This window comes from Okeania sp. KiyG1, assembly GCF_014132355.1.
Classification (GTDB): Bacteria; Cyanobacteriota; Cyanobacteriia; order Cyanobacteriales; family Microcoleaceae; genus Okeania.
Genome location: NZ_BLZO01000117.1, coordinates 1 through 24,126, shown reverse-complemented (window position 1 = coordinate 24,126; position 24,126 = coordinate 1). Strand labels below are relative to the sequence as shown.

Annotated in this window: 20 protein-coding genes, 1 tRNA gene and 2 pseudogenes; 8 read left to right on the top strand and 15 right to left on the bottom strand. The window is 36.9% G+C overall.

All coding sequences use genetic code 11. The features are described 5' to 3' along the window. Positions 1 to 820 precede the first annotated feature (820 nt). From mreC to argB, 3 genes are all read left to right on the top strand, one after another. On the top strand, positions 821 to 1,576 hold the full coding sequence (gene mreC, locus SAGCYANO_RS27405) for a rod shape-determining protein MreC (RefSeq protein ID WP_202222969.1): 756 nt from the start codon (positions 821 to 823) through the stop codon (positions 1,574 to 1,576). Positions 1,577 to 2,335: 759 nt separating this feature from the next. Beyond that, positions 2,336 to 2,845, top strand: coding sequence for a rod shape-determining protein MreD (gene mreD / locus SAGCYANO_RS27400; RefSeq protein ID WP_202222968.1), 510 nt, complete (start codon positions 2,336 to 2,338; stop codon positions 2,843 to 2,845). 188 nt (positions 2,846 to 3,033) lie between these two features. Then, complete coding sequence (argB, locus tag SAGCYANO_RS27395) at positions 3,034 to 3,933, top strand: acetylglutamate kinase (protein ID WP_202222967.1); 900 nt, start codon at positions 3,034 to 3,036, stop codon at positions 3,931 to 3,933. Between the two features lie 51 nt (positions 3,934 to 3,984). Here argB and SAGCYANO_RS27390 read toward each other — a convergent pair whose 3' ends face one another. Continuing rightward, a complete protein-coding gene (locus SAGCYANO_RS27390) occupies positions 3,985 to 4,476 on the bottom strand; it encodes a DUF948 domain-containing protein (protein ID WP_375340003.1) in 492 nt (163 codons plus the stop codon). Positions 4,477 to 4,593: 117 nt separating this feature from the next. Next, a complete protein-coding gene (locus SAGCYANO_RS27385) occupies positions 4,594 to 4,941 on the bottom strand; it encodes a YtxH domain-containing protein (RefSeq protein WP_202222965.1) in 348 nt (115 codons plus the stop codon). A 160-nt stretch (positions 4,942 to 5,101) separates the two neighbouring features. On the opposite strand from SAGCYANO_RS27385, the pseudogene SAGCYANO_RS27380 reads away from it, so the two are divergent. Continuing rightward, positions 5,102 to 6,357 (top strand): annotated as a pseudogene (locus SAGCYANO_RS27380) (RNA-guided endonuclease InsQ/TnpB family protein). Positions 6,358 to 6,570: 213 nt separating this feature from the next. Here SAGCYANO_RS27380 and SAGCYANO_RS27375 read toward each other — a convergent pair. After that, entirely contained in the window at positions 6,571 to 6,876 is a 306-nt protein-coding gene (locus SAGCYANO_RS27375; protein WP_202222964.1) for a hypothetical protein, read from the bottom strand. A 774-nt stretch (positions 6,877 to 7,650) separates the two neighbouring features. Here SAGCYANO_RS27375 and SAGCYANO_RS27365 point away from each other — a divergent pair. Further along, a pseudogene (locus SAGCYANO_RS27365) lies at positions 7,651 to 8,355 on the top strand (Rpn family recombination-promoting nuclease/putative transposase); the annotation flags it as partial. Continuing rightward, positions 8,335 to 8,568: a DUF4351 domain-containing protein gene (locus SAGCYANO_RS49475; protein WP_307785979.1), complete on the top strand. Its 234-nt coding sequence runs from the start codon at positions 8,335 to 8,337 to the stop codon at positions 8,566 to 8,568. The pseudogene SAGCYANO_RS27365 and the gene SAGCYANO_RS49475, both read left to right, overlap by 21 nt. Before the next feature lie 1,398 nt (positions 8,569 to 9,966). On the opposite strand, the gene SAGCYANO_RS27355 is transcribed toward SAGCYANO_RS49475, so the two are convergent. From SAGCYANO_RS27355 to SAGCYANO_RS27345, 3 genes are all read right to left on the bottom strand, one after another. After that, entirely contained in the window at positions 9,967 to 11,439 is a 1,473-nt protein-coding gene (locus tag SAGCYANO_RS27355) for an RNA polymerase sigma factor (RefSeq protein WP_202222961.1), read from the bottom strand. A gap of 397 nt (positions 11,440 to 11,836) precedes the next feature. Further along, complete coding sequence (locus tag SAGCYANO_RS27350; protein WP_202222960.1) at positions 11,837 to 12,256, bottom strand: hypothetical protein; 420 nt, start codon at positions 12,254 to 12,256, stop codon at positions 11,837 to 11,839. Positions 12,257 to 12,977: 721 nt separating this feature from the next. Beyond that, positions 12,978 to 13,050 (bottom strand) — tRNA-Phe (locus SAGCYANO_RS27345). A 602-nt stretch (positions 13,051 to 13,652) separates the two neighbouring features. On the opposite strand from SAGCYANO_RS27345, the gene SAGCYANO_RS27340 reads away from it, so the two are divergent. After that, positions 13,653 to 15,164: an MBOAT family protein gene (locus SAGCYANO_RS27340; RefSeq protein WP_202222959.1), complete on the top strand. Its 1,512-nt coding sequence runs from the start codon at positions 13,653 to 13,655 to the stop codon at positions 15,162 to 15,164. 847 nt (positions 15,165 to 16,011) lie between these two features. Here the strand turns inward: SAGCYANO_RS27340 and SAGCYANO_RS27335 are convergent. The 5 genes from SAGCYANO_RS27335 to SAGCYANO_RS27315 all read right to left on the bottom strand — a co-directional run bounded on the left by SAGCYANO_RS27335 (position 16,012) and on the right by SAGCYANO_RS27315 (position 21,543). Beyond that, positions 16,012 to 16,773: an FkbM family methyltransferase gene (locus SAGCYANO_RS27335; RefSeq protein WP_202222958.1), complete on the bottom strand. Its 762-nt coding sequence runs from the start codon at positions 16,771 to 16,773 to the stop codon at positions 16,012 to 16,014. A 529-nt stretch (positions 16,774 to 17,302) separates the two neighbouring features. Continuing rightward, on the bottom strand, positions 17,303 to 18,115 hold the full coding sequence (locus tag SAGCYANO_RS27330; protein WP_202222957.1) for a sulfurtransferase: 813 nt from the start codon (positions 18,113 to 18,115) through the stop codon (positions 17,303 to 17,305). A 534-nt stretch (positions 18,116 to 18,649) separates the two neighbouring features. Beyond that, positions 18,650 to 19,138 carry a hypothetical protein gene (locus SAGCYANO_RS27325; RefSeq protein WP_202222956.1) on the bottom strand — a complete coding sequence of 163 codons (489 nt, stop codon included), beginning with the start codon at positions 19,136 to 19,138 and terminating at the stop codon, positions 18,650 to 18,652. A gap of 941 nt (positions 19,139 to 20,079) precedes the next feature. Beyond that, the gene (locus tag SAGCYANO_RS27320) at positions 20,080 to 20,541 is read right to left on the bottom strand and encodes a hypothetical protein (protein WP_202222955.1); all 462 of its coding nucleotides are present in this window, start codon (positions 20,539 to 20,541) and stop codon (positions 20,080 to 20,082) included. Between the two features lie 66 nt (positions 20,542 to 20,607). Further along, on the bottom strand, positions 20,608 to 21,543 hold the full coding sequence (locus SAGCYANO_RS27315) for a hypothetical protein (RefSeq protein WP_202222954.1): 936 nt from the start codon (positions 21,541 to 21,543) through the stop codon (positions 20,608 to 20,610). Between the two features lie 42 nt (positions 21,544 to 21,585). On the opposite strand from SAGCYANO_RS27315, the gene SAGCYANO_RS27310 reads away from it, so the two are divergent. Beyond that, the gene (locus SAGCYANO_RS27310) at positions 21,586 to 22,434 is read left to right on the top strand and encodes a tRNA (5-methylaminomethyl-2-thiouridine)(34)-methyltransferase MnmD (protein WP_202223047.1); all 849 of its coding nucleotides are present in this window, start codon (positions 21,586 to 21,588) and stop codon (positions 22,432 to 22,434) included. A 210-nt stretch (positions 22,435 to 22,644) separates the two neighbouring features. On the opposite strand, the gene SAGCYANO_RS27305 is transcribed toward SAGCYANO_RS27310, so the two are convergent. The 4 genes from SAGCYANO_RS27305 to SAGCYANO_RS45735 form a co-directional block, all read right to left on the bottom strand. Next, a complete protein-coding gene (locus tag SAGCYANO_RS27305) occupies positions 22,645 to 22,851 on the bottom strand; it encodes a hypothetical protein (protein WP_202222953.1) in 207 nt (68 codons plus the stop codon). Between the two features lie 163 nt (positions 22,852 to 23,014). Beyond that, a complete protein-coding gene (locus SAGCYANO_RS45740; RefSeq protein ID WP_237396767.1) occupies positions 23,015 to 23,287 on the bottom strand; it encodes a transposase in 273 nt (90 codons plus the stop codon). A 69-nt stretch (positions 23,288 to 23,356) separates the two neighbouring features. Beyond that, positions 23,357 to 23,476 carry a transposase gene (locus SAGCYANO_RS48120; protein WP_255502734.1) on the bottom strand — a complete coding sequence of 40 codons (120 nt, stop codon included), beginning with the start codon at positions 23,474 to 23,476 and terminating at the stop codon, positions 23,357 to 23,359. 37 nt (positions 23,477 to 23,513) lie between these two features. Beyond that, positions 23,514 to 24,017, bottom strand: coding sequence for a transposase (locus tag SAGCYANO_RS45735; RefSeq protein ID WP_255502725.1), 504 nt, complete (start codon positions 24,015 to 24,017; stop codon positions 23,514 to 23,516). Positions 24,018 to 24,126: the final 109 nt, after the last annotated feature.

Below are 24,126 nucleotides of genomic sequence, written 5' to 3'. Positions count from 1 at the left end.
TTAGTAAGGTTTTTAGGATTTTGTAACTGGTTAGTTATTCCCGCCCTCTTCTACTAGCTAAAATTCTGCTATTTTATAGCAAAATTATAGGGATTTAGAAGGTTAATTATTTGTATTTCTTAGTTTTGTCTTTATTTATAACTCCTAATTTTTGTGGCTACTGCTATATTTGAGTAACTTACTTAAAAGTGTTCTGATGATAATAACATAAGGATATATTATTTTACAGAACTTTTGATAATTGTGAGGTATAGCAAAAGAAAGAAGAAAAAAAAGAAGAAAGAAGGAAGAAGGAAGAAGCAAAAATCTGGCGTTGTCTGAATTTTAAGCTTTTAATATGTCCTCACCTTTCCTACGACTGCTATACAAGTTTAATCTCTTTTTCCTGTTCCCTGTTACCTATTCCCTATTCCCTATTTCCTTAAAACTCTGTATCTTTGAATTAGTAAATCTTGAGATTCAGTAATAAGATTACTAATAACTCATAGTTAATTGGGATTTCAATAATCAAATATTAGCTAGTTAGGGCTTACCGATCGAATATCAAAGCATTGACAGATAAAAGCAAGTGCCTTTTTGGAGCGAAAAAAGTGCAAGACTTTTGGTTGCTCAGAAACTCATGAATTTTAGTATTTTGAGCAGACAAGGGCAGAAAAATCAGGGGACAAATATATCCGACTACCTCCTCTATAAATTCCTATTTCTCCTAACTCCTGACTCCTGACTCCTGACTCCTTATACAGAATACAGAAGTTTCTGTTTTGAATATAAATTAGTAGTAATAAAGTTTAAAGTAGTAGCAAATTTTCAGGTTTTACCAATGCAAACATTGCGTCGTCGAAGCTTAAAAATAATGAAAAAAGCTGCATTGTTAATTGTAGCAATAAGTGCAGCTTTTTGGGTTAGACAAACTCAAGGTTCTTTACTTTTTGAAATTTATCATTGGGTTAGTTTACCATTTCAACCTAGCCCTGTTCAACAAGAAGTATTAGTAAATGCTCGTATAGAAGAACTAGAAATTCAATTACAAGAATTAGAGAAACAAAATGATACTCTCAAGCAACTTTTGAATTATACAAAAACTAGAAAAACAAAAGGAATAGTAGCTCCAGTAGTGGGTAGAAGTGCAGACTATTGGTGGGAAAAAGTAACTCTAGGAAGAGGTAGTAAAGATGGTATTCAAAAAGATTTTATTGTGATGGGAACTGGTGGTGTAGTAGGTAGAATAACTAGCGTTACACCTCATACTAGCCAGGTATTATTAGTGAGTGACCCTACCAGTAAAGTTGGCGCAGGAATTATTCGCAGTCGTCAGATGGGTTTTATGAAGGGTCAGGGTGGCGATCTGGCTGTCTTAGAATTTTTTAACGATCTTCCTGATGTTAAGGTTGGTGATGTTGTATCTACTTCTGCTTATAGTCAATTATTCCCGGCAGGTTTGGCTATTGGAAAAGTTGAATCTATTAATTTGAATAATAGTCCTGCTCCACAAGCTCAGATTAAATTATCAGCACCACTTAATACTTTGGAATGGGTGACTGTTTATCAAAATAAACAGGGTGAAACAGACAAGTAATTCTTTTTGGTGTTGATGTTTCTTTATAGCACTAAGTATTTTGGCGTTTGACAGTAAATTTGGGTTGTAAGGGAACAGAAGAATGTCAAAAGTGTATTTGTGTAGCCCTATAGTTGTCTACCTTAAAGTTAGTTGGTTATACCAAGCGTGATAAATGTTTGCGACAAATTACTATGCTTTTTATTAGGAGTCAGGAGTCAGGAGTCAGGAGTCAGAATGAATGGCTTGAATACCAGTTTTGAGCTAGGAAATTATCTTTTTTGTCAAAGGGACATCTCCTGTCAAGTCTTTTAATCGCACTTATTATTAGTAACATTCTTTTTTCATCCACCGTATTCTTGTCTGTTTTTAATAAACGTGAAAAGCTTTTGATTATTATATTTATTACTCAAGAGAAGCTGTACTACTTTAATTGTGCATAAAATATCTAGAAATTAATAAATAGGAATAAAGCTTTTCAATTATTGATAAAAAATTGAAAAATAGGCTGAATTTAAATATAGACCAGGAAAACTTTTATAGATAATTTTTATAGTAAGTATATAGTATCAATTACTGCAAAGGTACTGATAACTGATAACTGATAACTGATAACTGATAACTGATAACTGATAACTGATAACTGATAACTGATAACTGATAACTGATAACTGATATTACCAATCCCATAAAACCAAAAAAAATCTGTTAGTTAAACGTTGAACAATCAACTTATTCCTCAACAACGTTCAAATTATTAAATTTACTTTCTTAATTCAAATGTATAATATCCGTCAGCAAACTATTTTAAAATCACTAATCACTATTACTTCTGTACTACTTTGCGCATTATTATTGTTCACCCGTATTCCAGGAATGGAGATTTTTGGCATAGGACCTAACTGGTTATTAATTTGGGTGGTTGCTTGGAGTAGCCAGAGTTCAATTATAGAAGCTTTAGTTGCCGGCTTAGTTTTAGGATTAATTCAAGATAGCATCACAGCACCCTATCCCACTCATATTATTCCTTTAGTTTTTGCAGGATTTGTAACAGCATTTTTGCAGAAGCAACGCTTTATTCAGGAAGATTTTATTTCCATAGCCTTAGTAACATTTATTCTGGCTATTATTGGAGAAACTTTTATAGCAATTCAGTTAGGATTAATGGGCAATCAAACCTTTGGAGAAATTTGGGTGCACCACAAACAAATTGCTTTGGGTTCTGCTGTTATTAGTAGTCTTTGGGCTCCTGTTATTTATTTTCCTCTCAGTCAATTGTGGAAACCTTAAGATAACTAAGTAGTAGGTTTTAAATTAGACATTTCCAATAAGAAAAAATTAAATCAATTATCACACTCTTATTTATCAATTCTTTCCCCCTACTCCCTACTCCCTACTCCCTCTTTTTTGGAGATGTCTATTGAAATAAACTATATATTGATATTGTTAAAATTATAAATTCAAAAAAGTAGCTGTCTATGCTAAAAAGTACAGATTTTGAAAATCAGCCAGAAATCAACCGAGTCAAAGTACTCAGTGAAGCACTACCTTACATTCAAAAATTTGCAGGTCGTAAAATAGTCGTCAAATATGGCGGTGCGGCCATGAAAGATAGTAACCTCAAAGATAAAGTAATTAGGGACATTGTACTACTATCTTGTGTGGGTATACGTCCAATTGTGGTTCATGGTGGTGGCCCTGAAATTAACTCTTGGTTGGGCAAATTAGGAATTGAACCACAATTTAAGGATGGTTTGCGAGTTACTGATGCGCCCACAATGGAAGTAGTAGAGATGGTATTAGTGGGAAAAGTTAATAAAGAAATTGTTTCTTTAATAAATCAAGCTGGTGGTCGTGCCGTGGGTTTGTGTGGCAAGGATGCGAACTTAATAAAAGCACGTCCTGAAGGAAGAGAAGGTATTGGTTTTGTTGGGGAAGTCAGCAACGTCAAAATAGATATCTTACAATCCCTAGTTGATGATGGCTATATTCCCGTAGTATCTAGTGTAGCTGCAGATGAAAAAGGACAAGCTTACAATATTAATGCAGATACTGTTGCGGGTGAAATTGCTGCTGCAATGGATGCAGAAAAGTTGATTCTCCTTACAGATACAGCCGGAATTTTGGAAGACTATCATAATCCAGATAGTTTAATTGTTAAGTTAGATATCCAGGAAGCTAGACAATTGATTGAAAAAGGAATTGTATCTGGTGGGATGATTCCGAAAGTAAATTGTTGTGTGCGGAGTTTAGCTCAGGGAGTTCGAGCTGCCCATATTCTTGATGGCCGAGTTCCCCATACACTTTTACAGGAAATCTTTACAGATTCTGGAGTTGGTTCAATGATAGTAAGTAGTTTGGGACTTAATAACTTTTAACTAGGGAACAGGGAACAGGGAATAGGGAACAGGGGAAAAACATTTCCCTGTCTAAGGTTGATCATCTAAAGTAGAATCCTCAGTTGCAGAAGCAGGAGGAATATCTGTGTAGAGATGGCTTTGAGCGACATTTTTATGAGAAGATGATAGAGAATGCTTTGATGGCCTCCCCGTATTTTCTTTTGTTTTTGGTTTTAAATTAAATGTTTTCCAGGCTACCTTAATACCAGTAAAAATACTTTTTGTTGTAGTTTGAACTTCCTTGGTTTGTTGGCGAACATTACCAAGACTTTGATCAACTTGCTTAACAATTTCTCCAGCACTTTGTACACTATCGTTAACATCATCAGTTAACTCACTAATTTCTAAGCCAGTGAGACGAATTGCTTCTAAAGTAGGTGGTAGTTCACGAGCTAGGATGTCAGCTAACTTTTCTAGACTACGAGCAGCTCTTGCTAATGCCAACATTGTAGGTAAGGTGACAATTAATACAGTAGTGAGGCTCAATGCAACCAGGAAAAGGGACAATGCTAGCCAAAACAAAGGGTTGTTCACAAATATTTCGCCTAAACAGGGGAATGATAACTTCCTATTCCTGGATAATATTAGCAATAATAAGCGCTATTGTAGAGTATTTTAAGATTAAAAAAGCTTATTGTTTTAATTTTCCCTGTTTATAACTACTGAAACTTCAGAGTTTTTTGGTTCTAGTTGAGATAACATTTCTTTCTCTTTTTGACTAGCTTCTAATCCAGCAGCGATCGCCTCTCTTAGTCTTTCTAAAGTTTCTTCCCAAGAATTAGTAGTAGATCCTGAAAAACGGTCTGTTTGAAATTTGACACTGGTAGACAAGTCTGTTACAAGTTGAGGAATAGCTGATGCAGATTTTTTCACTAACTGTCTTGTTTTTTTGCCCGTTCTAGGAGCTATTAATAAGCCTGTTAATGTACCTATGGCTGAACCTAGCAGTAGACCACTGATAAATAGTCCAGATTTTTTGTTTGACATACTTAATATAAATATATTTCTAGAAGACTTCTTTATCTAAATGTTGGCATTTATACCCGCGCTCTCCGGCCTGTGGGAGCGGAGGGATGGGAATGCCAATCAATTTTGCGGTTTCACACAGAATATGTTAGAATGTAAACCTAGAATTAGCAAGCAGTAAATGGTTGAAAAAGCTTACAAGTTTAGGTTCTATCCTACTCCAGAACAGGAAAACCTGTTGCGTAGAACATTGGGTTGTGTGCGCCTAATCTACAATAAAGCTTTAGCTGCGAGAACTCAAGCTTGGTATGAAAATAAAGAGCGAGTAGGGTATAAGCAAACTTCTGCTATGCTGACGAACTGGAAAAAACAAGAAGATTTAGATTTCCTCACACAAGTCAGTAGTGTTCCACTACAGCAAGGTTTAAGACATCTACAAACAGCTTTTCCTGCGGAATGCTGCGCAAACACTAACTTTTTTAGTGGACGTGCCAAATATCCCAACTTTAAGAAAAAGCGTCATGGTGGTAGTGCAGAATTTACAAAGTCCGCATTTAAGTGGAAAGATGGTCAAGTCTCAGATCGCTAAATGTGCTGAACCATTGCCTATAAGATGGAGTAGGCAAATACCTCAAAACTGTATACCAAGTACAATTACCGTAAAACTTGACCCCAGTAACAGATGGTCAGTGTCCCTTAGGGTCAATGACCCTAGAGATTTAAAGCTGAACCCAATAACTAAACAAATAGGAATTGATTTAGGAATTACCAGTTTAGTTACTACCAGTGATGGAGAAAAAATTGCCAACCCAAAGAACCTCAACAAGTTACACAAAAAACTTAGGTTAGCGGGGAAGTATCTATCTAGAAAAACCAAGGGGTCTAATAACTATCAAAAGGCCAGGCTGAAAGTAGCTAGGATACACGCCAAGATTAAAGATTCAAGAGAAGACTATACCCATAAGTTAACCACTCAAATAATCAAAGAAAACCAATTGATTGTAGTGGAAGATTTAGCGGTAAAAAACATGGTCAAGAATCATAACCCACCCCCATCCCCTCCCGGGAGGGGAGCAAGAGGGGTGGGTAGTGATGCCAACTGGGGAGAATTAGTTAGGCAATTAGAATACAAAGCAGAGTGGTACGGTCGTCAATTAATTAAGATTGACAGGTATTTCCCTAGTTCTAAGCGTTGCTCTAATTGTGGTCATGTAGTGGAGAAATTACCTCTAAATATTAGAGAGTGGGATTGTCCTGAATGTAGTAGTCACCATGACCGCGACATAAACGCAAGTATAAATATTTTGGCTGCGGGACTCGCAGTGTCAGTCTGTGGAGCGACCGTAAGACCTGAAGGGAGCAAATCTCGTTTATGCGGGTGCTAAGAAACAGAAAGCCCCTAACAGTAATGTCAGGGAATCCCGCGCTGTCTCCTAAGAGCAGTGTCGGGAGGATGTCAATATCAATCATATCTAAATTTTTGAAAGAGGACTCCCATTATCATCGCTCTTATTTGACGGTAAGATTTGATGGTGAGAGTGTCAATATATTTAGTGCAGGATGGCGGAAATAACAGACCAGTTACAAAATCCAAAAACAATTACAAATCAATACTTTTAACTTTTGAGTTTTGACTTCCGCGTAGCGACACTAGCGCCAAATTCTACAGAAACGATGCCAAATGGTTCTGAGCAACCACAGCATGGCTATAATTTGTTTAACCTGTTGAACTTGTAAATCCAGTTGTTTATATAGTTGTCGTAGTTGATTTATTTTCTGCTGGTGAAGTTGGAAAAATTCAGGTGTTTTATCAAGTACCTTACTGGTACAAATATTTATCAAATTGAGAGTTTGTTCTACTTGTAGCAATATTTGTCTAACTCTCCAAATTTTCCAAGCTAGGTAAAAACAAAAAATTGAGATAACAATATTTAGTTCAATTACTAACCACAGCATTTTTCACTTCACCGAACAATCTAGAGAATAACTCAAACAAAAAGTCCAATCAGAATCAAAACTTATCAAAATAATATGGGCCCCGCAACCCCGCCTTTTAAGGTGCAATATTTTTGGAGAGTTGTTCACGCATCCCCTACTTCCCCTCCCAGGAGGGGTTAGGGGTGGGTTAACTTCTGACTTCTGACTTTGTTAAGATGTCCCCTAAAACTCTTATATTGGACCGACACATCTAAAATGGAGTAGGGGAGATTGAATATTGAAGTAATTATAGAGTTATCAAAGTATATTATCAGGACTTACGCAAAGACACTGTGTATAGAGTCCAGTAACTATTGGACAATAGTTATTAGTACTATATATAGCGTATCTGCGTAAGTCCTAATTATATCAAATCCACTCGGATTTGGTATCAAAAAATGTTCCATTAAAGCGTCATTGTCAAATCTTTCTCGATCTCCCCATCTTTCTGGTCAAGGTTTTGATAACTCAAGGTTTTAGACGTGAAATAATTTCCGGAAATTACTGTAGCGTCATTTCAGTTATCAGTTATCAGTTATCAGTTATCAGTTATCAGTTATCAGTACCTGAAGTCAGAGGCTTGAAATATTGAACTTGATTTTTTTTCATCCCCTTTCTTGTAGAGCGGTAGCTCGCGCCGCAGCCAAGGGGAGGTTTGAGACCTTATTTTTTGGTCAAAGTTTTGAGCCTATAAAATATGACTTTTGACTTTTGACTTTGTTTCTGATTATTTGCATAGGGAAAAATACTACTATGAAATTTATTAATCCCAAGGTGGATTATGCTTTTAAAAAAATCTTTGGTTCCCAGCAAAGTAAAGAGATTTTAATCAGTTTTCTGAATGCAATAATTTATGATGGAGAAAAAACAATTGAATCTTTGACAATTGTCAATCCTTTTAATCCTGGTCAAATTATCGGTAGAGGCGAATGGTCATTCGCCCCTACTTTGGATATAAAAGCTGTCCTATTTGATGGTTCTATTGTAATTATTGAAATGCAGGTGGCACGAATGACTGCTTTTAATAAGCGGGTGGCTTACAATTTGGCTAAAGCTTATGCTAACCAGTTAGATAAAGGGGAGAATTATCCTCTACTAAATCCGGCGATCGCTCTGACAATTACGGATTTTATTCTGTTTAAAAAGACTGATGATTTTATAAATAAATTTGTGTTTCAGTAGGAAACTAAAAAGTTTAAATGCTTGGAAAAAGAATTGCGTTTAATTTTTGTGGAATTGCCGAAATTTAAAAAAAGTTTGTCACAGTTGAAGAGTTTGACAGATAAGTGGATTTATTTCCTGAAAGAGGCGGCTAGTTTTGATGAGATACCAGAGAGTTTAGGGGAGGTTGCGGAAATAGAACAAGCTTTAAATATTGCTAATTTTATTCATATGAGTCCAGAGGAGTTAGAGATAGTAGAAAACCGAGGGATAGCGATGCAAGATGAAAGAGGACGGATAGCTTATGCAGAAGAACAAGCACGGCTTAATCAAACTATCGCTCTAGTAAAACTGTTAATAACTCAAAGTTTTGGAGAGGCTTCTGAAAAGATTAGTAGTCAGATAGAAAGTTTACCTTTGGCAGATGTGGAGGATTTGGTGAAGGTATTTTTAAGTTTTAATAGTTTGGTAGATTTAGAAAGTTGGTTACAGGAACGTTTGAGGTCTTAATTGAGTGAGGTGATCGCTCATTGTCTCATCCCGTGTCGAACTCGCTAACATTACTTACTGTGTGAAATAAAGATTTTTTGGGATATCGGTGCTGATAACTGATAACTGATAACTGATAACTGATAACTGAAATAGGCGAGTCGCATTGAGGAATACGCTCGCCGTTGGTTGATTTGGGTTAGGAGTGGAGTTTCGAGAGTTGAGTTAGGAGAGGTTGGGGAGAGAGCGATGGATTTCCATCCTAGCTACTCACCTTTTTCATCTCTCCACGGCGAGTCGCATTGAGGAATGAGATCGCCGTTGGTCGATTTGGGAAACGTAGTGGTGTTCAGAGAGTTTAGTAAGCAGAGGTAGGGGAGGGAGCAACCGCCCCGTTACCACACCAGATCGGGGTTTTGACGAGCCCACCTATCAATGACCCTTGTTCTACACTCTTCACGGCTCATCCCTTTCTTGTTTGCGACCGCCCTTGCTGACTCGGTCCTAGAGATTTGTTGAGTGCTTTAGATTATTTTTCCCACAACATGGAAGCTGGTTCTATTACCACCTACACTCCATGATCATGTTCGTGTTCGTTTTCTCTGGTCGCACTATATTTCACCGGTGCTGGGTTATCTGTTCCATAATAGAACGCACCCGCATCGCATAATAACAGGTGGTCTTCGCCTATCTCCTCTTCCTCTAGGAATAACTCATATACCTTATTGTCATCAATGGTAATACTCACAGGGAATGTAGGGAGCGCACGAGAGCCGATAAAACTAGCACAGTTCACTGTGACTACAATATCATCATCTCTTTTATTCTTCCGCTGGAAGTGAAAGTGATTGTATGGCCTTTTCTCGAACAACTTTCCCGACCTATCGCAATTAATTGTACCATTAGGCAAAAGCTCCCTTACCGAAAAAGCCTTGGCATCAGGGACATACAATGATATCAACAAAGTAATTGAAATTGCAAAGCAAACTAACGATCTAACTATCTTCATTTTTCGCCTCCAAGCGCATCTTTATCTACTTGTTAAGACGTTTTTTGTCTTCTTTTTCTGACGCATATAACTACTGCGATTATGTCTCGCACTCATAGGCACCATGCTTTTGCCCAACGGCATTCCATTTTTCTTCTGCCCTCTCTCCCATACATCCTTCGCTCACACATTACTCTCGGTCTACATTTTTTTTGGTCCACTCTCGACTCTGCCTATCTGGGTCCGTGCTACCGGGTTCGGGGAACCAGGTACTTACATTGGGCTTTTTTCCTTCCTCATGCCTCGGCCACTATTCCTTTTTCTTTCCTTCTGCCATTGCCCTCCCATGCCCCAACGGTATCACGAACGTCCCATTCCTTCCCGTGGGGGGGATTTATAGAGTGATCATCAAACGGCAACCGCCCCACCTCTCATCCCGTATCAAAGTTCGCTACAAAACTACCACAATCAACGAAATCGCATACTTTCAACAGAAGCAATTCTGCCTGCATTGCCAGTTTTAAGCCGATCGCCCCCACCATCTCCACCAATCTAGCCCCCATCACCCATCGCCACCGTTCACCGTTCCTGTTCCCCTTAACCTGGAACCGAGGAAAAGACCTTGAGCTATCTGGAACATCAAAAAATCTTCTAATGACAACACCCACCATGTCAAGAATAGAACAAAGCCTCCCTCCTGACCGTCTACACCAATTACCCACAGAACCCTTGTGCCCAAAACTGTTTTCTGGATCGATAACCTCTCCAATTAAACACGTCGCCAACATCTCCCGCCCCCACTCAGATAATGGGGCGTTCTCCCAAACATCCCTCCTCCAAGTCAATTCCATAGTAGAAGGAGACAACACTCCTGGCAATATCGGCCGTAGCTCCTTCTCTCCACAAACCCTAGCAACATCAGAAATATCCTCTCCTACTACCTCAACAGACTCCAAACATTCCGCTACATCCACATCAACTCCTGCCGATACTCTCACCGCATCCGGTATCATAACCTCAACCCGTTCCCGGGACTCCACCGGACTCTCCACCATCTCTAGTTTTTCCACCGCTTCCACAAAAGCTTCCTCTGTTTCCCTCCTTACCACCGCCATCTCATTCTCTTTCAAAACTTCATGGGACCTTCTCAACGGTCTTTCCTCTTTCTTGGGTAGAGACTGCGATATTTTTCCTGCCTCCACCTGGGACATGATAAAATAGTCGCTCAACTTCTCCTTCAACTTTTTCCGTGCTTGGGAAATGCGCTTGTAAACACAATCTATTGAAATTCCTTGCCGCTCGACAATTTCCTGATAAGAAAGCTCTTCATAAAAATGTAAAATAAAAGTTTCCCGCATCCGTTCGGGCAAAGAAGCGATCGCCCGTCGAATCACCACTGACCTCTCATTCTTCTCCAAAACCTGCTCCGGCAACTCCACTGCCGACGCTACCCCCATTTCTCCACTATCACCAACCCACTCTATATCATCAACACCCACGGCTCCCCGATAACGTTTCCGGATGAGATCCAGACATAAATTGCGAGTCAGAGTCATCAACCAAGCTGGCAAATTAGCAATTTTCCCCGCGAACTTGCGCACCATATTCAATGCTTTCAGCATGGCCTCACTCAGAGCATCCTCTGCATCTGAATGGTTACACTTCATCAACCTCAGACAGCAGCGATAAAGTCGGTCTCGATGCTCGCACCATACCTGCCAAAACTCCTTTTCTATATCGTCTTTCTCCAATTTATGAGGATTTCTGCCTTTTCCTGGAGTGGCTGCCACAGGAGCGGGAGTCAAGGTTGCTAACATAGCCATACTTCCTGCTTCTTCAGTAGTGTCACCACCAGGGTTCGGGTTTGTTAATTTCCCTTTTTCCTCGGCCTTGAGATGAACCATAGATTAATTAATTTGGGGTATTTAAAGTGTTTTAAGTGTTTTAATTTTGCTGCAACACGACCGGATAGCTACCGTGATGTCAACGTCAAGTGCTTAAGTATTTTTTTATAAATAAAGATAATTATTTTTAATATTTACTTTGCCCTAGTCAAAAGTAAAAAATAATCCCTGATTAAGTTTGAGCATTTATTTTGGTCAAAATTAATCGTGATTTGCTATAAAATTTTTGATAAACATTCTTAAATTTGCCAGCAAAACATGACAGCGAGTCGCATTGATGAATATGCTCGCCACTGGTGAATTTTAGTCAGAATTGGAGTACCCAGGGTTGAGTTACAAGAGGTATGAGAGAGGGCGATCGCCCAGTTACCAACCGATCCCAAGGAAAATTATTCGTTTATCTGCATCCACTCACTAACAAATCAAGACTATCTAAAACATTTTTAAACTCTTGTGGAGTGGTATTTGGAAAGGTATTTGAATCAAAATAACCACTTGAACAACGTGTGAGATTTCCTTGTGGTATATCGTTTACTTTGATACTAATAAAAGTAACAAACACATTACCCGGACGAGCTACTTGACCTTGATATTGAGTAGGTACGCCTAGATGAATATGGGTTGGAGGCACGTTTGCTGGATAATAACTATTAGCTTGACTAGGTCTAGAAAACTCTGCATTAGTTAATTCTATAATTGGTTTTTGCAAGACATTAGCAGCGAAAACTTGTGAAGGAAACGTCATACTCAGGAGAAACGCTACTATTAATCCAACTAGAACTTTTTGAGACCACTGTTTAAGCTTTTCTAGAAACATAATCTACCTTTATCTTTATTGTTGAACTAAAGACAAAACCACAAGAAACTTTCGTAAGGACTTACCGAATAATTAATAATTAATAATTAATAATTAAATAATTCTGGTTTAAAGCCTCCCCTTTTAAGGGGAAAAAAGCGGTGGAGGGATAGCGCCGTTCGGAGTGGCTCTGATAAGAGCGGGTCTCCTCGCCATATCCAATGGACCAAGAGAAGAAATAATATTTCCTGATATTCAATTCCGTTACGGTTTTAACCAGAGGTAATTATCCGTTATCCATTATCAATTATCAATTAATGAAGCAGAGCTACTATTCCTGGACACGGCCTACTTTAGGCCACAGGCAGTATCTAAAGTTAGCTATGTAAGTCCATTCTTGTAAGTCAAGTCGATTTATAAGTAAGACGTTTAATCTTCTTATTTATGACTTTTTTTTGTGTTTTAATTTAAAGGAATAGGGAATAGGGAATAGGGAATAGTAAACTGTTAAAGGGTTTTCGGTGCTCAAATGCTCCGCTAACAGGGTTGAGAAATGTCAAACACCTTAATGCGTAGGACTATAAAGGAATAATAGGGGTTAGAATGCCAGACATTACTGAGGGGCGGGACGAATATAAGTGGAGTGGATATCCTACCTGCCCAAAAATATAAGGAACAGGCAAGATCCCCATTCCACTTCCACAAAACTATTAAAATTATCCTGCATTTATGCAAGGGCGAATGCCAGGAGGCGGACTTGAACCGCCGACACGAGGATTTTCAGTCCTCTGCTCTACCAACTGAGCTATCCCGGCTTTTTTTTCACTGCTTAACTATACTAGCAGACTAAATATAATTTTGACAAGTACTTTTGGATTTTTTTTTATTAAGTCAGGAGTCAAGAGTCAGGAGTCAGGAGTCAGGAAAAATGGGAACTACAGAGGAGGTAGGAGTCAGGAGTTAGAATAAATGGGAATTGATAGAGGAGGTAGGAGGAAAAATTGTCCCTCAAAAGTAAGAATTAAAGTAAATCAAAAGTCATAATTTAAGTAATGAGATGACTGGAGGTACTGTCAACGAAGTCAGAAGTCAGAAGTTAGAAGTCAGAAGTTAGATAGAGGGGAGCCATCGGTAGGGCGACGTACAGAAGTTGTTTTTGTAATGGGGATTTGATCTTGCCTCCAAAAACATTTCGCCGGAAAAGGGGGGGTTGCGCGACCCAATTATTTTGATAAAGAATAACTGATAATACCAATTTTAAATAACAATGTTACAAATGGTTTCAAACTGCATAGGTAAATAATTTCCTGAAATTACTTTAGGGTAAAAGTTTTGAGGCTATAAACCTATAAAATCTTACTTTTAACTTTTGAATGCATGACTTTTGACTTTTAAATTTTGACTTCCGTGAAACGGTATGACTTTTATTTCTTTTAACTATGCTCTATTCCTATTAATAGTGTTGGGACTTTATTGGTCAATGCCACGACAGTCTTGGCGAGTGTTTGTCCTCTTGGTTGCTAGTTTATTTTTCTACGCTACTATTCAACCTCAATATATTCCATTACTATTAATAATTACCCTATTAAATTTTTACCTTGCTCAAGCTATTGGGGAACCGAAAGATTGGCGTATTGCTAATAAACAATGGAACCGCCGTCGCTTGCTATTATTGTGGTTAGGTATAATCTGCAATATCTTACTTTTATTAAGTTTCAAATATATACCTTTTTTATTAAATAGTATTGGCATTATCTACAATATACCTAATATTTTAGAAACTGCTAATTGGGTTGATAGTAATGTAATTGCACCATTAGGTTTAAGTTTTTTCTGCTTTGAATGTCTTGCTTATCTAATTGATGTTTATCGAGGCGCTCCATCAGCTTCTTCTTTATTAGAATTTACATCTTATAAGTTATTTTTTCCGAAACTTATTTCTGGTCCGATAACTCGTTATCATTATCTGCAAAATCAGTTAGGAATGGTTGGGAAAAAAACTACTCAAGCTTTAGTGAAAACTCCTGCTTTAAAATTACCAACTTTAGAGCAAATAACTGAAGGAGTTTGGTTAATTGCGACTGGGGCTGTTAAAAAAGCTTTAATAGCTGATAATTTAGGAATTTTTGTAGACCTGAGTTTTAGTAATTTACAACGTGCTGGAAGTGGCGATTTATGGTTAGCAACAATTGCTTATGGGTTACAACTTTATCTGGATTTTAGTGCTTATGTTGATATTGCCCGTGGTAGTGCTTTTTTAATGGGTTTAAATTTGCCACAAAATTTTGATTTTCCTTATTTCAGCACAAGTATTGCAGAATTTTGGCGAAGGTGGCATACAACTTTGGGAGATTGGTTGAGAAACTATTTATATTTTCCTTTGGGAGGTTCAAGGGTAGGTTTATTTCGGACTTGTTTGAATTTGTTAACTGTGATGTTAATTGCTGGTATTTGGCATGGTGCTGCTTGGGGATTTATTGTTTGGGGAGTTTTGCATGGTTTGGCATTGGTAGTTCATCGATTAATAGAGGCAATTTCTCAACATTTTAAGGTGAAAAAAGTATGGGAAAGTTTGCCTGGAATTTTCATCAGTTGGTTGTTAACTCAGAGTATGGTTTTTGGTGCTTGGATATTTTTCCGACTGCCGAATTTAAGGGATTCTTTTTGGGTGTTTTCTCATTGGTGGAATTATGATGCTGATGTTCAATTTGTGGATAAGGTTTATTTGGAGGCGATGGGTTTAGAAAGGTTGCAGTTGGTATGGTTAATTTGTGGAGTTGTGGTGGCAATGGGGATTAATTATTGGTTTCATCGTGGTCTGAAGTTACAGTTAAATTGGCAGTTGAAAGTTTTGTTAGTGCCTGTATTTTTGTTTACTGTTTGGTTGTTGGCACCGGAGGGTTTGCCTTATATTTATTTTGATTTTTAAAGAAGGAAGAAGGAATAATTCAAAATTTAAAAGTCAAAAGTCAAAAGTCAAAAGTTAGAGGGAATAATTCAAAATTTAAAAGTCAAAAGTCAAAAGTCAAAAGTTAGAGGGAATAATTCAAAATTTAAAAGTCAAAAGTCAAAAGTTAGAGGGAATAATTCAAAATTTAAAAGTCAAAAGTCAAAAGTCAAAAGTTAGAGGGAATAATTCAAAATTTAAAAGTCAAAAGTCAAAAGTCAAAAGTCAAAAGTTAGAGGGAATAATTCAAAATTTAAAAGTCAAAAGTCAAAAGTCAAAAGTTAGAGGGAATAATTCAAAATTTAAAAGTCGGAGGGAAGAGGGAAGAAGGAAGAGGGAATAAAAGTTGAATAAAAATGATACAGCAGTTTCCGAAGTTATGAAGTACAACTAATTGAAGTGAATGTTTTTTACCGAATAATTAATAATTAGGGCTTGCTGATTAAATATAAAAGCATTGACATATAAAAACTTTAGCCTTTTTGGAGTCGAAAAAAGTGCATCTGTTTCAGTCTAAAACGCTCAAAAAGTTAGTATTTTAGGCGCATAGTTAGACAGAAAAATCAAGGGACAATTCTTACTTCTACCTCCTCGCTCCCGACCCATTTCTCCTGTCTTCTCCTCCCCTCCTGGGAGGGGTTAGGGGTGGGTTAAAAGACTTTTTCAGCAAACCCTAATTAGACATCTTCAGAAAAGAGTAGGGACGTTGCATGCAACGTCCCTACATAGTAGGGGAAAATAATTGATAATTTCTGTGCGATAATTGATTTTATTTATTTTTTATTAAATGTCGCTTTTCGGTAAAGATTTATATTTGGGTACTTACTGATTAGCCATTGATAAAAGCTAAGATATCACCACCATAAGACAAATAGTTATAATTGTATTTTTCCAAGAGTGATTTTGCTAATTTTTTCTCATCATTAGAAAGATGCTTCTGCTCATACATGATAACACAGGGTTTATATCTCAAAAAATCAACTTGCGATAGTACTTTATAATCAAATCCTTCTGTATCTATATGAAGAAGGTCTATTGCTTCAACGTTATTTCTATCAAAGATTTCTTGCATAGTTATAGTTTCGATATCTTCTTCAATAATGTAAGGTTCAAGCTTCCCTTGAAGATGTTTAAGTATGTGATTTCTATCAAAAGAACCCAATTGGTCATACCATTCTGGTAGACCTCCTAATTCTGTTTTTGCTTCCTCACAAACATAATAGAATTTCTGAAAACCTCTTTGGGTGGATATAGCAATCTTTTCAAAAATAAATCGTTCAGAATTGTTATAGTTCTGTTTTAATCTCTCGAAAAGAAAAGGAATAGGTTCAATAAATATGCCTTTCCAATTTGTATTTTTGATAACCAAATCCCGAATGGGGTCTCCATGAAACCCATCATTCGATCCAACTTGCACAAAGAAAACAGAATTTTTATGCCTAATATGTGTCCAGATTTGCTTTTGTATTTTTCTAAGTCTTCTGTTGCTGTTGTATTGTATCTTCAGGTTTCTGTACCTGTTTAATGCTTTGCGTAATGGCTCGTATACTGCAGGATATCTGCTAAGTGTACTTTTTATACTTTCATACATATCAAGATTTTCCTATTCAATGGGGTTTAATAACTGCTCGACATAATCTACAGCTATAATTCTATAATTATAACTCTTGCAAGGTTCTTAATTTTAGCTTCATGGTTGTAGGAAAACACGATTACTTCAGGGGTTAAAGCAATTAAATTATTAAACTATAGTAAAAATTAACCATGATTTATATGCTTGATTTCAAGAATTAACAACGTAAGCATTTCCTACGGAATGCTGCGCAAACAGCTCTTAGCAGTCTAGCACTTCCCTGCGGGATGCGCTCGCATTCAGCAAATAATGAATAATTCCTTACTCAGGTTGAATGAGCGTACCTTGGTAGTAACTTTTAATTCTCTCTCAATTTTTCAATTGCTTTGACCTCCTACTCTCATAAATAGCTGATAGCTGATTCAAAATAACTATAATTGCTGATAGCTGACTGCTAATAGCTGAATGCTTACTTTATATTTAATCAGCAAACCCTAATTATTAATTATTAATTATTAATTATTAATTGTTGAACTATTCCCTTTATTTAATATGAACACCAATCACTCCAACTACCTGCATAAAGTTTTCCTGTGTTAATATCTGCCATTTTTAACGACCATAAATTTACACAAGCAGTCACACCAGAACCACAATAAACAATAACTTCCTCAGCATTTTTAACCTTTTCCCATCGTTGAATTTGCTCGTCAACTTTTGCCAGAGAATTTTCATCAGTAACTTGTTTCCAAGGATAATTAACCGCCCCAGGAATATGACCAGCAATAGGGTCAATAGGTTCGTGTTTTCCTAAGTAGCGATCGCTATCTCGTGAATCAACTAATACTACTTCTGGTAAATCTTTTTTGGCTTTAACTGTTTCTATATCTACTACCATTTTTGATTGAATTTGGGGTTCAAAGAAACCTGCTTTTGGGGTAGAAATTTCATTAGTAATTGGATATTTTTTTTGCCACTCAGAAAAACCGCCATCTAAAAGAGCAATTTTTTCATGGCCCATGTATGTCAATAACCACCATAGACGGGAGGCAAAGGCAAAGCGAGAATCATCATAAGCAACAATTAGAGTTTCTCGGTATTTAACGCCTATATTTGCTAATTTTTGGGCTAGTTTATGAGGATCGGGTAATGGGTGACGCCCGCCATGTTTTTGTACTGTGCTGGAAAGGTCTTGGTTAAGGTCTAGATAGAATGCGCCAGGGATATGAGCATCTTGATATTCTTTCCTGCCTAATTCTGGGTCAGCTAAAGAAAAACGACAGTCGATGATGATTAGATTTGGGTCATTAAGATGGTCTACTAACCACTGGGGAGAAATAAGCAAATTTTTATTGGTCATATTTACTAAATTAAATCAAGTTTTCTTCTTCTGGCATAAAATTTCTCAGTCAAATAAAATACATCGGATTAAAATCCGACTCCTCACCTTTCATCCATCGCTTAAAAAACGATGGCTTTCATGCTCCCGTATTATTTAGGTAAGTGTGAGCTACACTGCTGTAGATCCCCCCTAACCCCCCTTAGAAAGCATAGCTTTATAAACATCTTTCTTAACATAAAACTTGACAAAAAAGACAAGTTATGTGTAAGTCTGGGAGCGGCTTTTTCTGGAGAAAATTGTATTGAAAAATACACTATGAGTGAGGACTGTAGACAAAATTCTTACTTCCCACACCCCCCACCCTCCCCACACTCCCCACCCTTCCACAAGGGTTTCAGGAGTTCCTTATCAGGGATAGCTTAGAAAGGGGGGAAACCGGAAGTCCCCCATTAGAAAGGGCGATAATGGGGGATCGTTAATTTACCTCACGCCTTGTGAAAACCGCTATAATAGTTGAGGATAGGTGGTAAAACTATTGATTGTTTGTGGCGATCACCTCACTGACATTTTACTTATAAAAACAAATACTGCCATTAACAAGATTACCACGACTATCCCTAGAGTTATCTGACTTATTATGAGATGATTCCAACTTCTATTTTTAATATTATTAATGTTTTGCTCTGAATCAAACCCATGTTGTTGATTATCATCAAAATTATGCCAAATTAAATTTGATGAGGAATTTAATTTTAAATCAAACTCCTGACCCCAAGTTGCATAATCATCCCTGTATCTTTTTATCAGTAATTTAACTCTTTTAATTGACTCAGGAGCTAATTCTATTAATTGATGTCTAACTATATCTACAATATAACTTCTCTCTGGTAATTCCTCAGATTCTAGGAGTATGTGTAACCATCCATTTACTGCACTAACTCTTGCATTAATACCTTGAGGATGTAACGTCCCATTTAATAGGGTAGCGATGGATTTAGAATTTCCCTGTTTAGCAAGCTCGATAAATCTATATTGAACCATAACTAATTACCTCTGAATAATAAATAGCAAATATTTGTTTTTCTATTTTTCTTTTGGGTTTAATACCCTGCCGTCTACACAGTGTTTACAATTGCTTGGGGTTTGAGTCCCCACACACTTTCTCCAATTTGATTCCTTCTTCAACTACTTTTTAATTTGGTTGGGGTTATACCAATTCCCACCCATTAACGCTATAGTTGGACAGAACTTCAGTTATTAAGTAATTAACACAGCTAGAATAACTTTGTTGCTAATTAACAGCTAAGTATAATGTTAATTATTCTTATTTTTACTTCTCCCCCACTCCCCCATTTCCCCTCCTGGGAGGGGTTAGGGGTGGGTCCCCTGCTCAATAAAATGTAGAAAAGTTTTTGAGAAATGGTATTAGAGTCCCCATCCACTTTTTCCAGTTTCATTCCTTCTTCCTTCTTCCTTCTTCAACTACTTTTTAATTTGGTTGGGGTTATACCAATTCCCACCCATTAACGCTATAGTTGGACAGAACTTCAGTTATTAAGTAATTAACACAGCTAGAATAACTTTGTTGCTAATTAGCAGCTAAGTCTAATAGACATCTCCAAAAATCAAAAATAAAATCAATTATCGTAAATAAATTATCAATTACTCCCCTCCTGGGAGGGGTTAGGGGTGGGTTCCCTATTCCCTATTCCCTATTCCCTCTTTTCTGGAGATGTCTAATGTTAATTATTCTTATTTTTACCGAAAAATTGTGGTTTAAAGCCTCCTCTTTTAAGGGGATAAAAGCGGTTGTTTTGCTACGCAACATATAAAGCGCAGCTTTCCGTAGGGTGGGATGGCGAGGAAACCAGCGCCATATCCAATCCACCAAGATAAGAAAAATTTTCATCTCTTTGTCAATCCTATCCGTTTTCAAGGAGAAGTAATTATTAATTATTAATTATTAATTATTAATTGTTGAACTACTTTTTCATTTTTGCCTCTCTCATTGCATAGTCAGCATAGCCTTGATATTCTTTGATTTTTTTTCTGGCTTGTTTATATTTAGGGTGAGATGCTGGCACTATTTTCATAAATTCTGTTGCGTCTTGCCACTGACTTGCTACTGCTTCCCATTCTATTTTAGTCTGGGCAGACTGAGCCATTTCTGCTGCATTTATAGCTCGATTAACTGCAAGTTTAAATGGGTCTGGTGGCGGTAATATAAGAGTTGTATTTGGGGTTGGCGAAGATTTTTCTATTGGGGAATATACAGGTGTAGGTTTAGTTTTTACTTCTTCAATTTCTAGGTTTTCGGAGTGAACTTTTTTGGCTATTGGTGAGGGTATTTCCTGAACTATAACTACATATTTTTCTGACATTAAATGCCATTTAGAAAATCCATATACACCTAATGTAAGTAAAGGAATAATCAGTAATACCAAAATATTGTTTTTGATTGTTTTCTGGATTATTTGTAAGTAATTATTTTTTCTATTTGATGAACTGGTTTAACTTTTTTTCGCCAATACTGATTGAGATTTATTTATAATTTTAACTCCAGAAGAGGTGCTAGTTTTTGCCAATTCATTCTCTGTTTTATCTTTTTCTTTTTGCTTGAATACCCCGCCGTCTGCACGGTGTTTACAATTACTTGGGGTTTGAGTCCCCATCCACTTTTTCCCCTCTTGGTGCCGATTCCCTCTCTTGGTCAGCATTCTCTTGCGACTATTGTCGTCGCGGGGTCTGACCGCTTGTGTCTGTCGCCGATGCGGGGTCGCACTGCTTCTTCCTTCTTCCTTCTTCCTTCTTCCTTCTTCAATCAAATTAATCGAAGGTTGTTTGGGGGTTTTTGTATTTTTTAGAGTAGGACTATATATTTTGTTTAATACCAAAAAACTTTTAGATGAAAATTCAAATTGATATAATTTAGCTGCTACAATTAACCAAACACTAATAAATACAAATAAAAGTAACCTTTCGATTGATGTTTCAGGATATAAAAATTGACTTTTTTCTAAAATTGCAATTTGATAATTTAGGTTAAACCAAGGCAAAATTAATGTATATATTAAAGTTGCTGCTAGGGTACTAATAATAATTATCAACCAACTATATAAAGCTTTCCACCAACTTGTAATTGGCGGGAATAAAAATAAATTATACCGATGACTTCGATTGAATATTGTTCGGGAAATATGAAAAATCAAAATAAAGTAATGATGCAAAAAAGCAAAAACAGGAATCAAAAAAAACACAAAAATAATACTCAAACAAATGAATAACTCTAAACTGCCCCCTAGTTGTTGCCAAAAATATATTCCCAATTTTAAATCCTTAATTATGACAACTAAAATAGTTAGAAAAGAAACCATGATTAAAGCCTTTAACCAAGAACTAGGATAAGGAAACCAAAGAGGTAAGTATAATTTTTTCTGTTTATTCATTAGATAACTATTTCAGAGGAAAAATTGACAAATCACAAATTCATGCCACAACCAACAGCAGATGGCTCTTTTACTTTTTTTTCACCCGAATTTGGTGAAACTTTTCACTCTCATTTTGGCGCTCAACAAGAAGCAGAATTTAAGTTTGTTTACCCAGTTCAACTATTATCTAGAGTACATCAACCCGTGGTGCGCCTACTTGACGTTTGTTATGGACTAGGATATAACACTGCCTCTGCTTTAGCAGCCATCTGGAAAATTAATCCTGATTGTAAAATTCAATTGGTGGGCCTAGAATTAGACCCAGAAGTGCCAGAAGCAGCGATCGCTACAAATCTTCTAGATAATTGGCCTGACCCTGTGCCAGAATTATTAGCTACTCTGGCTAATACCCATCAATTACAAACAGAAAAAATTCAAGCCAAACTACTGCTCGAAGACGCTAGAATCACTATTCAAGAACTAAATAACTCTGGTTTCCAAGCTGATGCTATATTTCTCGACCCCTTTTCTCCACCCAGTTGTCCTCAACTTTGGACCGTAGAATTTTTGCGCTTAGTAGGTAGCTTTCTCAAACCTGATGGTCATCTAGCAACATATTCCTGCTCTGCAGCAGTCAGAACAGCATTACTGGAAGCTAACTTGAAAATTGGTTCTACTGCACCAGTAGGTAGGCGATCGCCAGGAACAGTGGCCAGTTTTACTGAAGAATATTTACCCCCACTGTCCCAAAAAGAAAAAGAACATTTACTAACTCGCGCTAGTATTCCCTACCGAGACCCCCACTTATCAGACTCGGCGGAAATTATTGTGCATCGTCGCCAGTTAGAACAACAAAAATCTTCCCTAGAACCCACATCTCATTGGAAAAAACGTTGGTTTTTATCATAGAAGCTAAAAGTCAAAAGTTAAAAGTCAAAAGTAAGATTTTATGAAACTATAGCAGTGCTTGAGGGGTATATTTACAAATTTTAGGGACTACCCAGTATTTAAAAGTCAAAAGTCAAAAGTAAGATTTTATGAAACTACAGCAATGAGCGCTGGTATATTGACAAATTACAGAGACTACTCAATAGCTAAAAGTCTTATATTATTAGCTTTTTATATCAAATTCGCTAAAAAATGTTCTATCTGAGCGCCATTGCCAAATCTTTCTCGATCTCCCCATCTCCCCATCTCCCCATCTCCCCATCCCCCATCTCCCACTTTTTCTAAACAACCACCTCGAGGACTGCCATATATGAGAGTATGGGTATTTTGACATCCTCCCGACGTTGCTCTACGACACAACGCGGGATTCCCATCCATTAATCAAACAGACCAAGCTGAACGAATGACTCAGGGCGGGTTGACACATCACTGAAATCTGCTTCCTTTTTACAGGAAGTCTGACGTTTTCTCCGTGTCCGAAAATAATCGACCGTTGACCCTCGGCGACTACATTGAAAAGTGATAGTTGTACAGGGATTATCTAATACTTTAGTTTCAATAGTTTAACCTTGGTTGTCGGTTGAACTACTTCTAAAATATTTATTGCTGCATTAATATCTCTATCGTGAAATGTACCGCAATTTAAGCACGTCCACTCTCTTACATTTAATTCCTTTTTACCACCTTTAAATCCACAACAACTGCATTTCTGACTTGTGGGTTCCCAACGGTTAATGACTCTAAACTCTTTACCATACTTTTCACATTTTGCCTCAGTTAAAGTTCTAAATTGTCGCCAACCTAAATCACTAATTGCTTTAGCAAGTTTACGATTACGAGTTAGACCAGAAACATTTCCTTCGGAATGCTTCCCTACGGGATGCTACGCAAACGCAAACAAATCTTCTAGTACAATAGTGTCGTATTTACGAACTAAATCAGTTGATAATTTATGAAGGAAATCTGTACGGATATCTTTAATTTTGCCATGGAGTTTAGCTATTCTTAATCTACGTTTTTCACGACGTTTACTGCCTGGTTCAGTTTTGAAAAACTTTCTTTGAAAATTTAGCTAATTTTTTGAGGTTTCGTTTGAGTGGTTTAGGAGCTAATATTTTCTCACCATTACTCAATGTTGCAAATGTGCTGATACCTAAATCTATACCTATTGAGTTATCAGTTTTAGGCAGAAATTGCGGATTAGTTTCTACTACAAAACTAGCAAAATATCTATTAGCTGAATCTCTAATAATAGTTACAGATGTAGGCTGATTAGCTAATGGTCTCGACCAGACTATTTTAATCTTACCTACTTTGGGTAGATAGATGTTATCTGGGTTAATCTGATAATTAGCTCCTACAAATCTTGCTGTTTGTCTTGACTTTCTACTTTTAAATTTAGGAGGTTGTACGGGCGAACGGCCGTTCGCCCTTACTCCTTTTCTTTTACAAGTACAACTATTAAAAAAGTTTTTATATGCTCGATCTAAGTCTTTTAATGATTGTTGTAATGGAGTAGAGGCTACCTCTTTTAACCAAAGCAAATCTTTTTAGCTTGTGTTATAAATTGTTTAGTTAAATCAGTATATGAAGGTTTTTAATACTATTAGAATATAATTGATTACAGTATGCTAATGACTGATTCCAAACGTA

Bases quoted from the DNA above. Each gene is read 5' to 3' on its own strand.
- mreC (WP_202222969.1), top strand. From the start codon at position 821: ATGCAAACATTGCGTCGTCGAAGCTTAAAAATAATGAAAAAAGCTGCA.
- mreD (WP_202222968.1), top strand. From the start codon at position 2,336: ATGTATAATATCCGTCAGCAAACTATTTTAAAATCACTAATCACTATT.
- argB (WP_202222967.1), top strand. From the start codon at position 3,034: ATGCTAAAAAGTACAGATTTTGAAAATCAGCCAGAAATCAACCGAGTC.
- SAGCYANO_RS27385 (WP_202222965.1), bottom strand. From the start codon at position 4,941: ATGTCAAACAAAAAATCTGGACTATTTATCAGTGGTCTACTGCTAGGT.
- SAGCYANO_RS27375 (WP_202222964.1), bottom strand. From the start codon at position 6,876: ATGCTGTGGTTAGTAATTGAACTAAATATTGTTATCTCAATTTTTTGT.
- SAGCYANO_RS49475 (WP_307785979.1), top strand. From the start codon at position 8,335: ATGCAAGATGAAAGAGGACGGATAGCTTATGCAGAAGAACAAGCACGG.
- SAGCYANO_RS27355 (WP_202222961.1), bottom strand. From the start codon at position 11,439: ATGGTTCATCTCAAGGCCGAGGAAAAAGGGAAATTAACAAACCCGAAC.
- SAGCYANO_RS27350 (WP_202222960.1), bottom strand. From the start codon at position 12,256: ATGTTTCTAGAAAAGCTTAAACAGTGGTCTCAAAAAGTTCTAGTTGGA.
- SAGCYANO_RS27340 (WP_202222959.1), top strand. From the start codon at position 13,653: ATGACTTTTATTTCTTTTAACTATGCTCTATTCCTATTAATAGTGTTG.
- SAGCYANO_RS27335 (WP_202222958.1), bottom strand. From the start codon at position 16,773: ATGTATGAAAGTATAAAAAGTACACTTAGCAGATATCCTGCAGTATAC.
- SAGCYANO_RS27330 (WP_202222957.1), bottom strand. From the start codon at position 18,115: ATGACCAATAAAAATTTGCTTATTTCTCCCCAGTGGTTAGTAGACCAT.
- SAGCYANO_RS27325 (WP_202222956.1), bottom strand. From the start codon at position 19,138: ATGGTTCAATATAGATTTATCGAGCTTGCTAAACAGGGAAATTCTAAA.
- SAGCYANO_RS27315 (WP_202222954.1), bottom strand. From the start codon at position 21,543: ATGAATAAACAGAAAAAATTATACTTACCTCTTTGGTTTCCTTATCCT.
- SAGCYANO_RS27310 (WP_202223047.1), top strand. From the start codon at position 21,586: ATGCCACAACCAACAGCAGATGGCTCTTTTACTTTTTTTTCACCCGAA.
- SAGCYANO_RS27305 (WP_202222953.1), bottom strand. From the start codon at position 22,851: ATGGATGGGAATCCCGCGTTGTGTCGTAGAGCAACGTCGGGAGGATGT.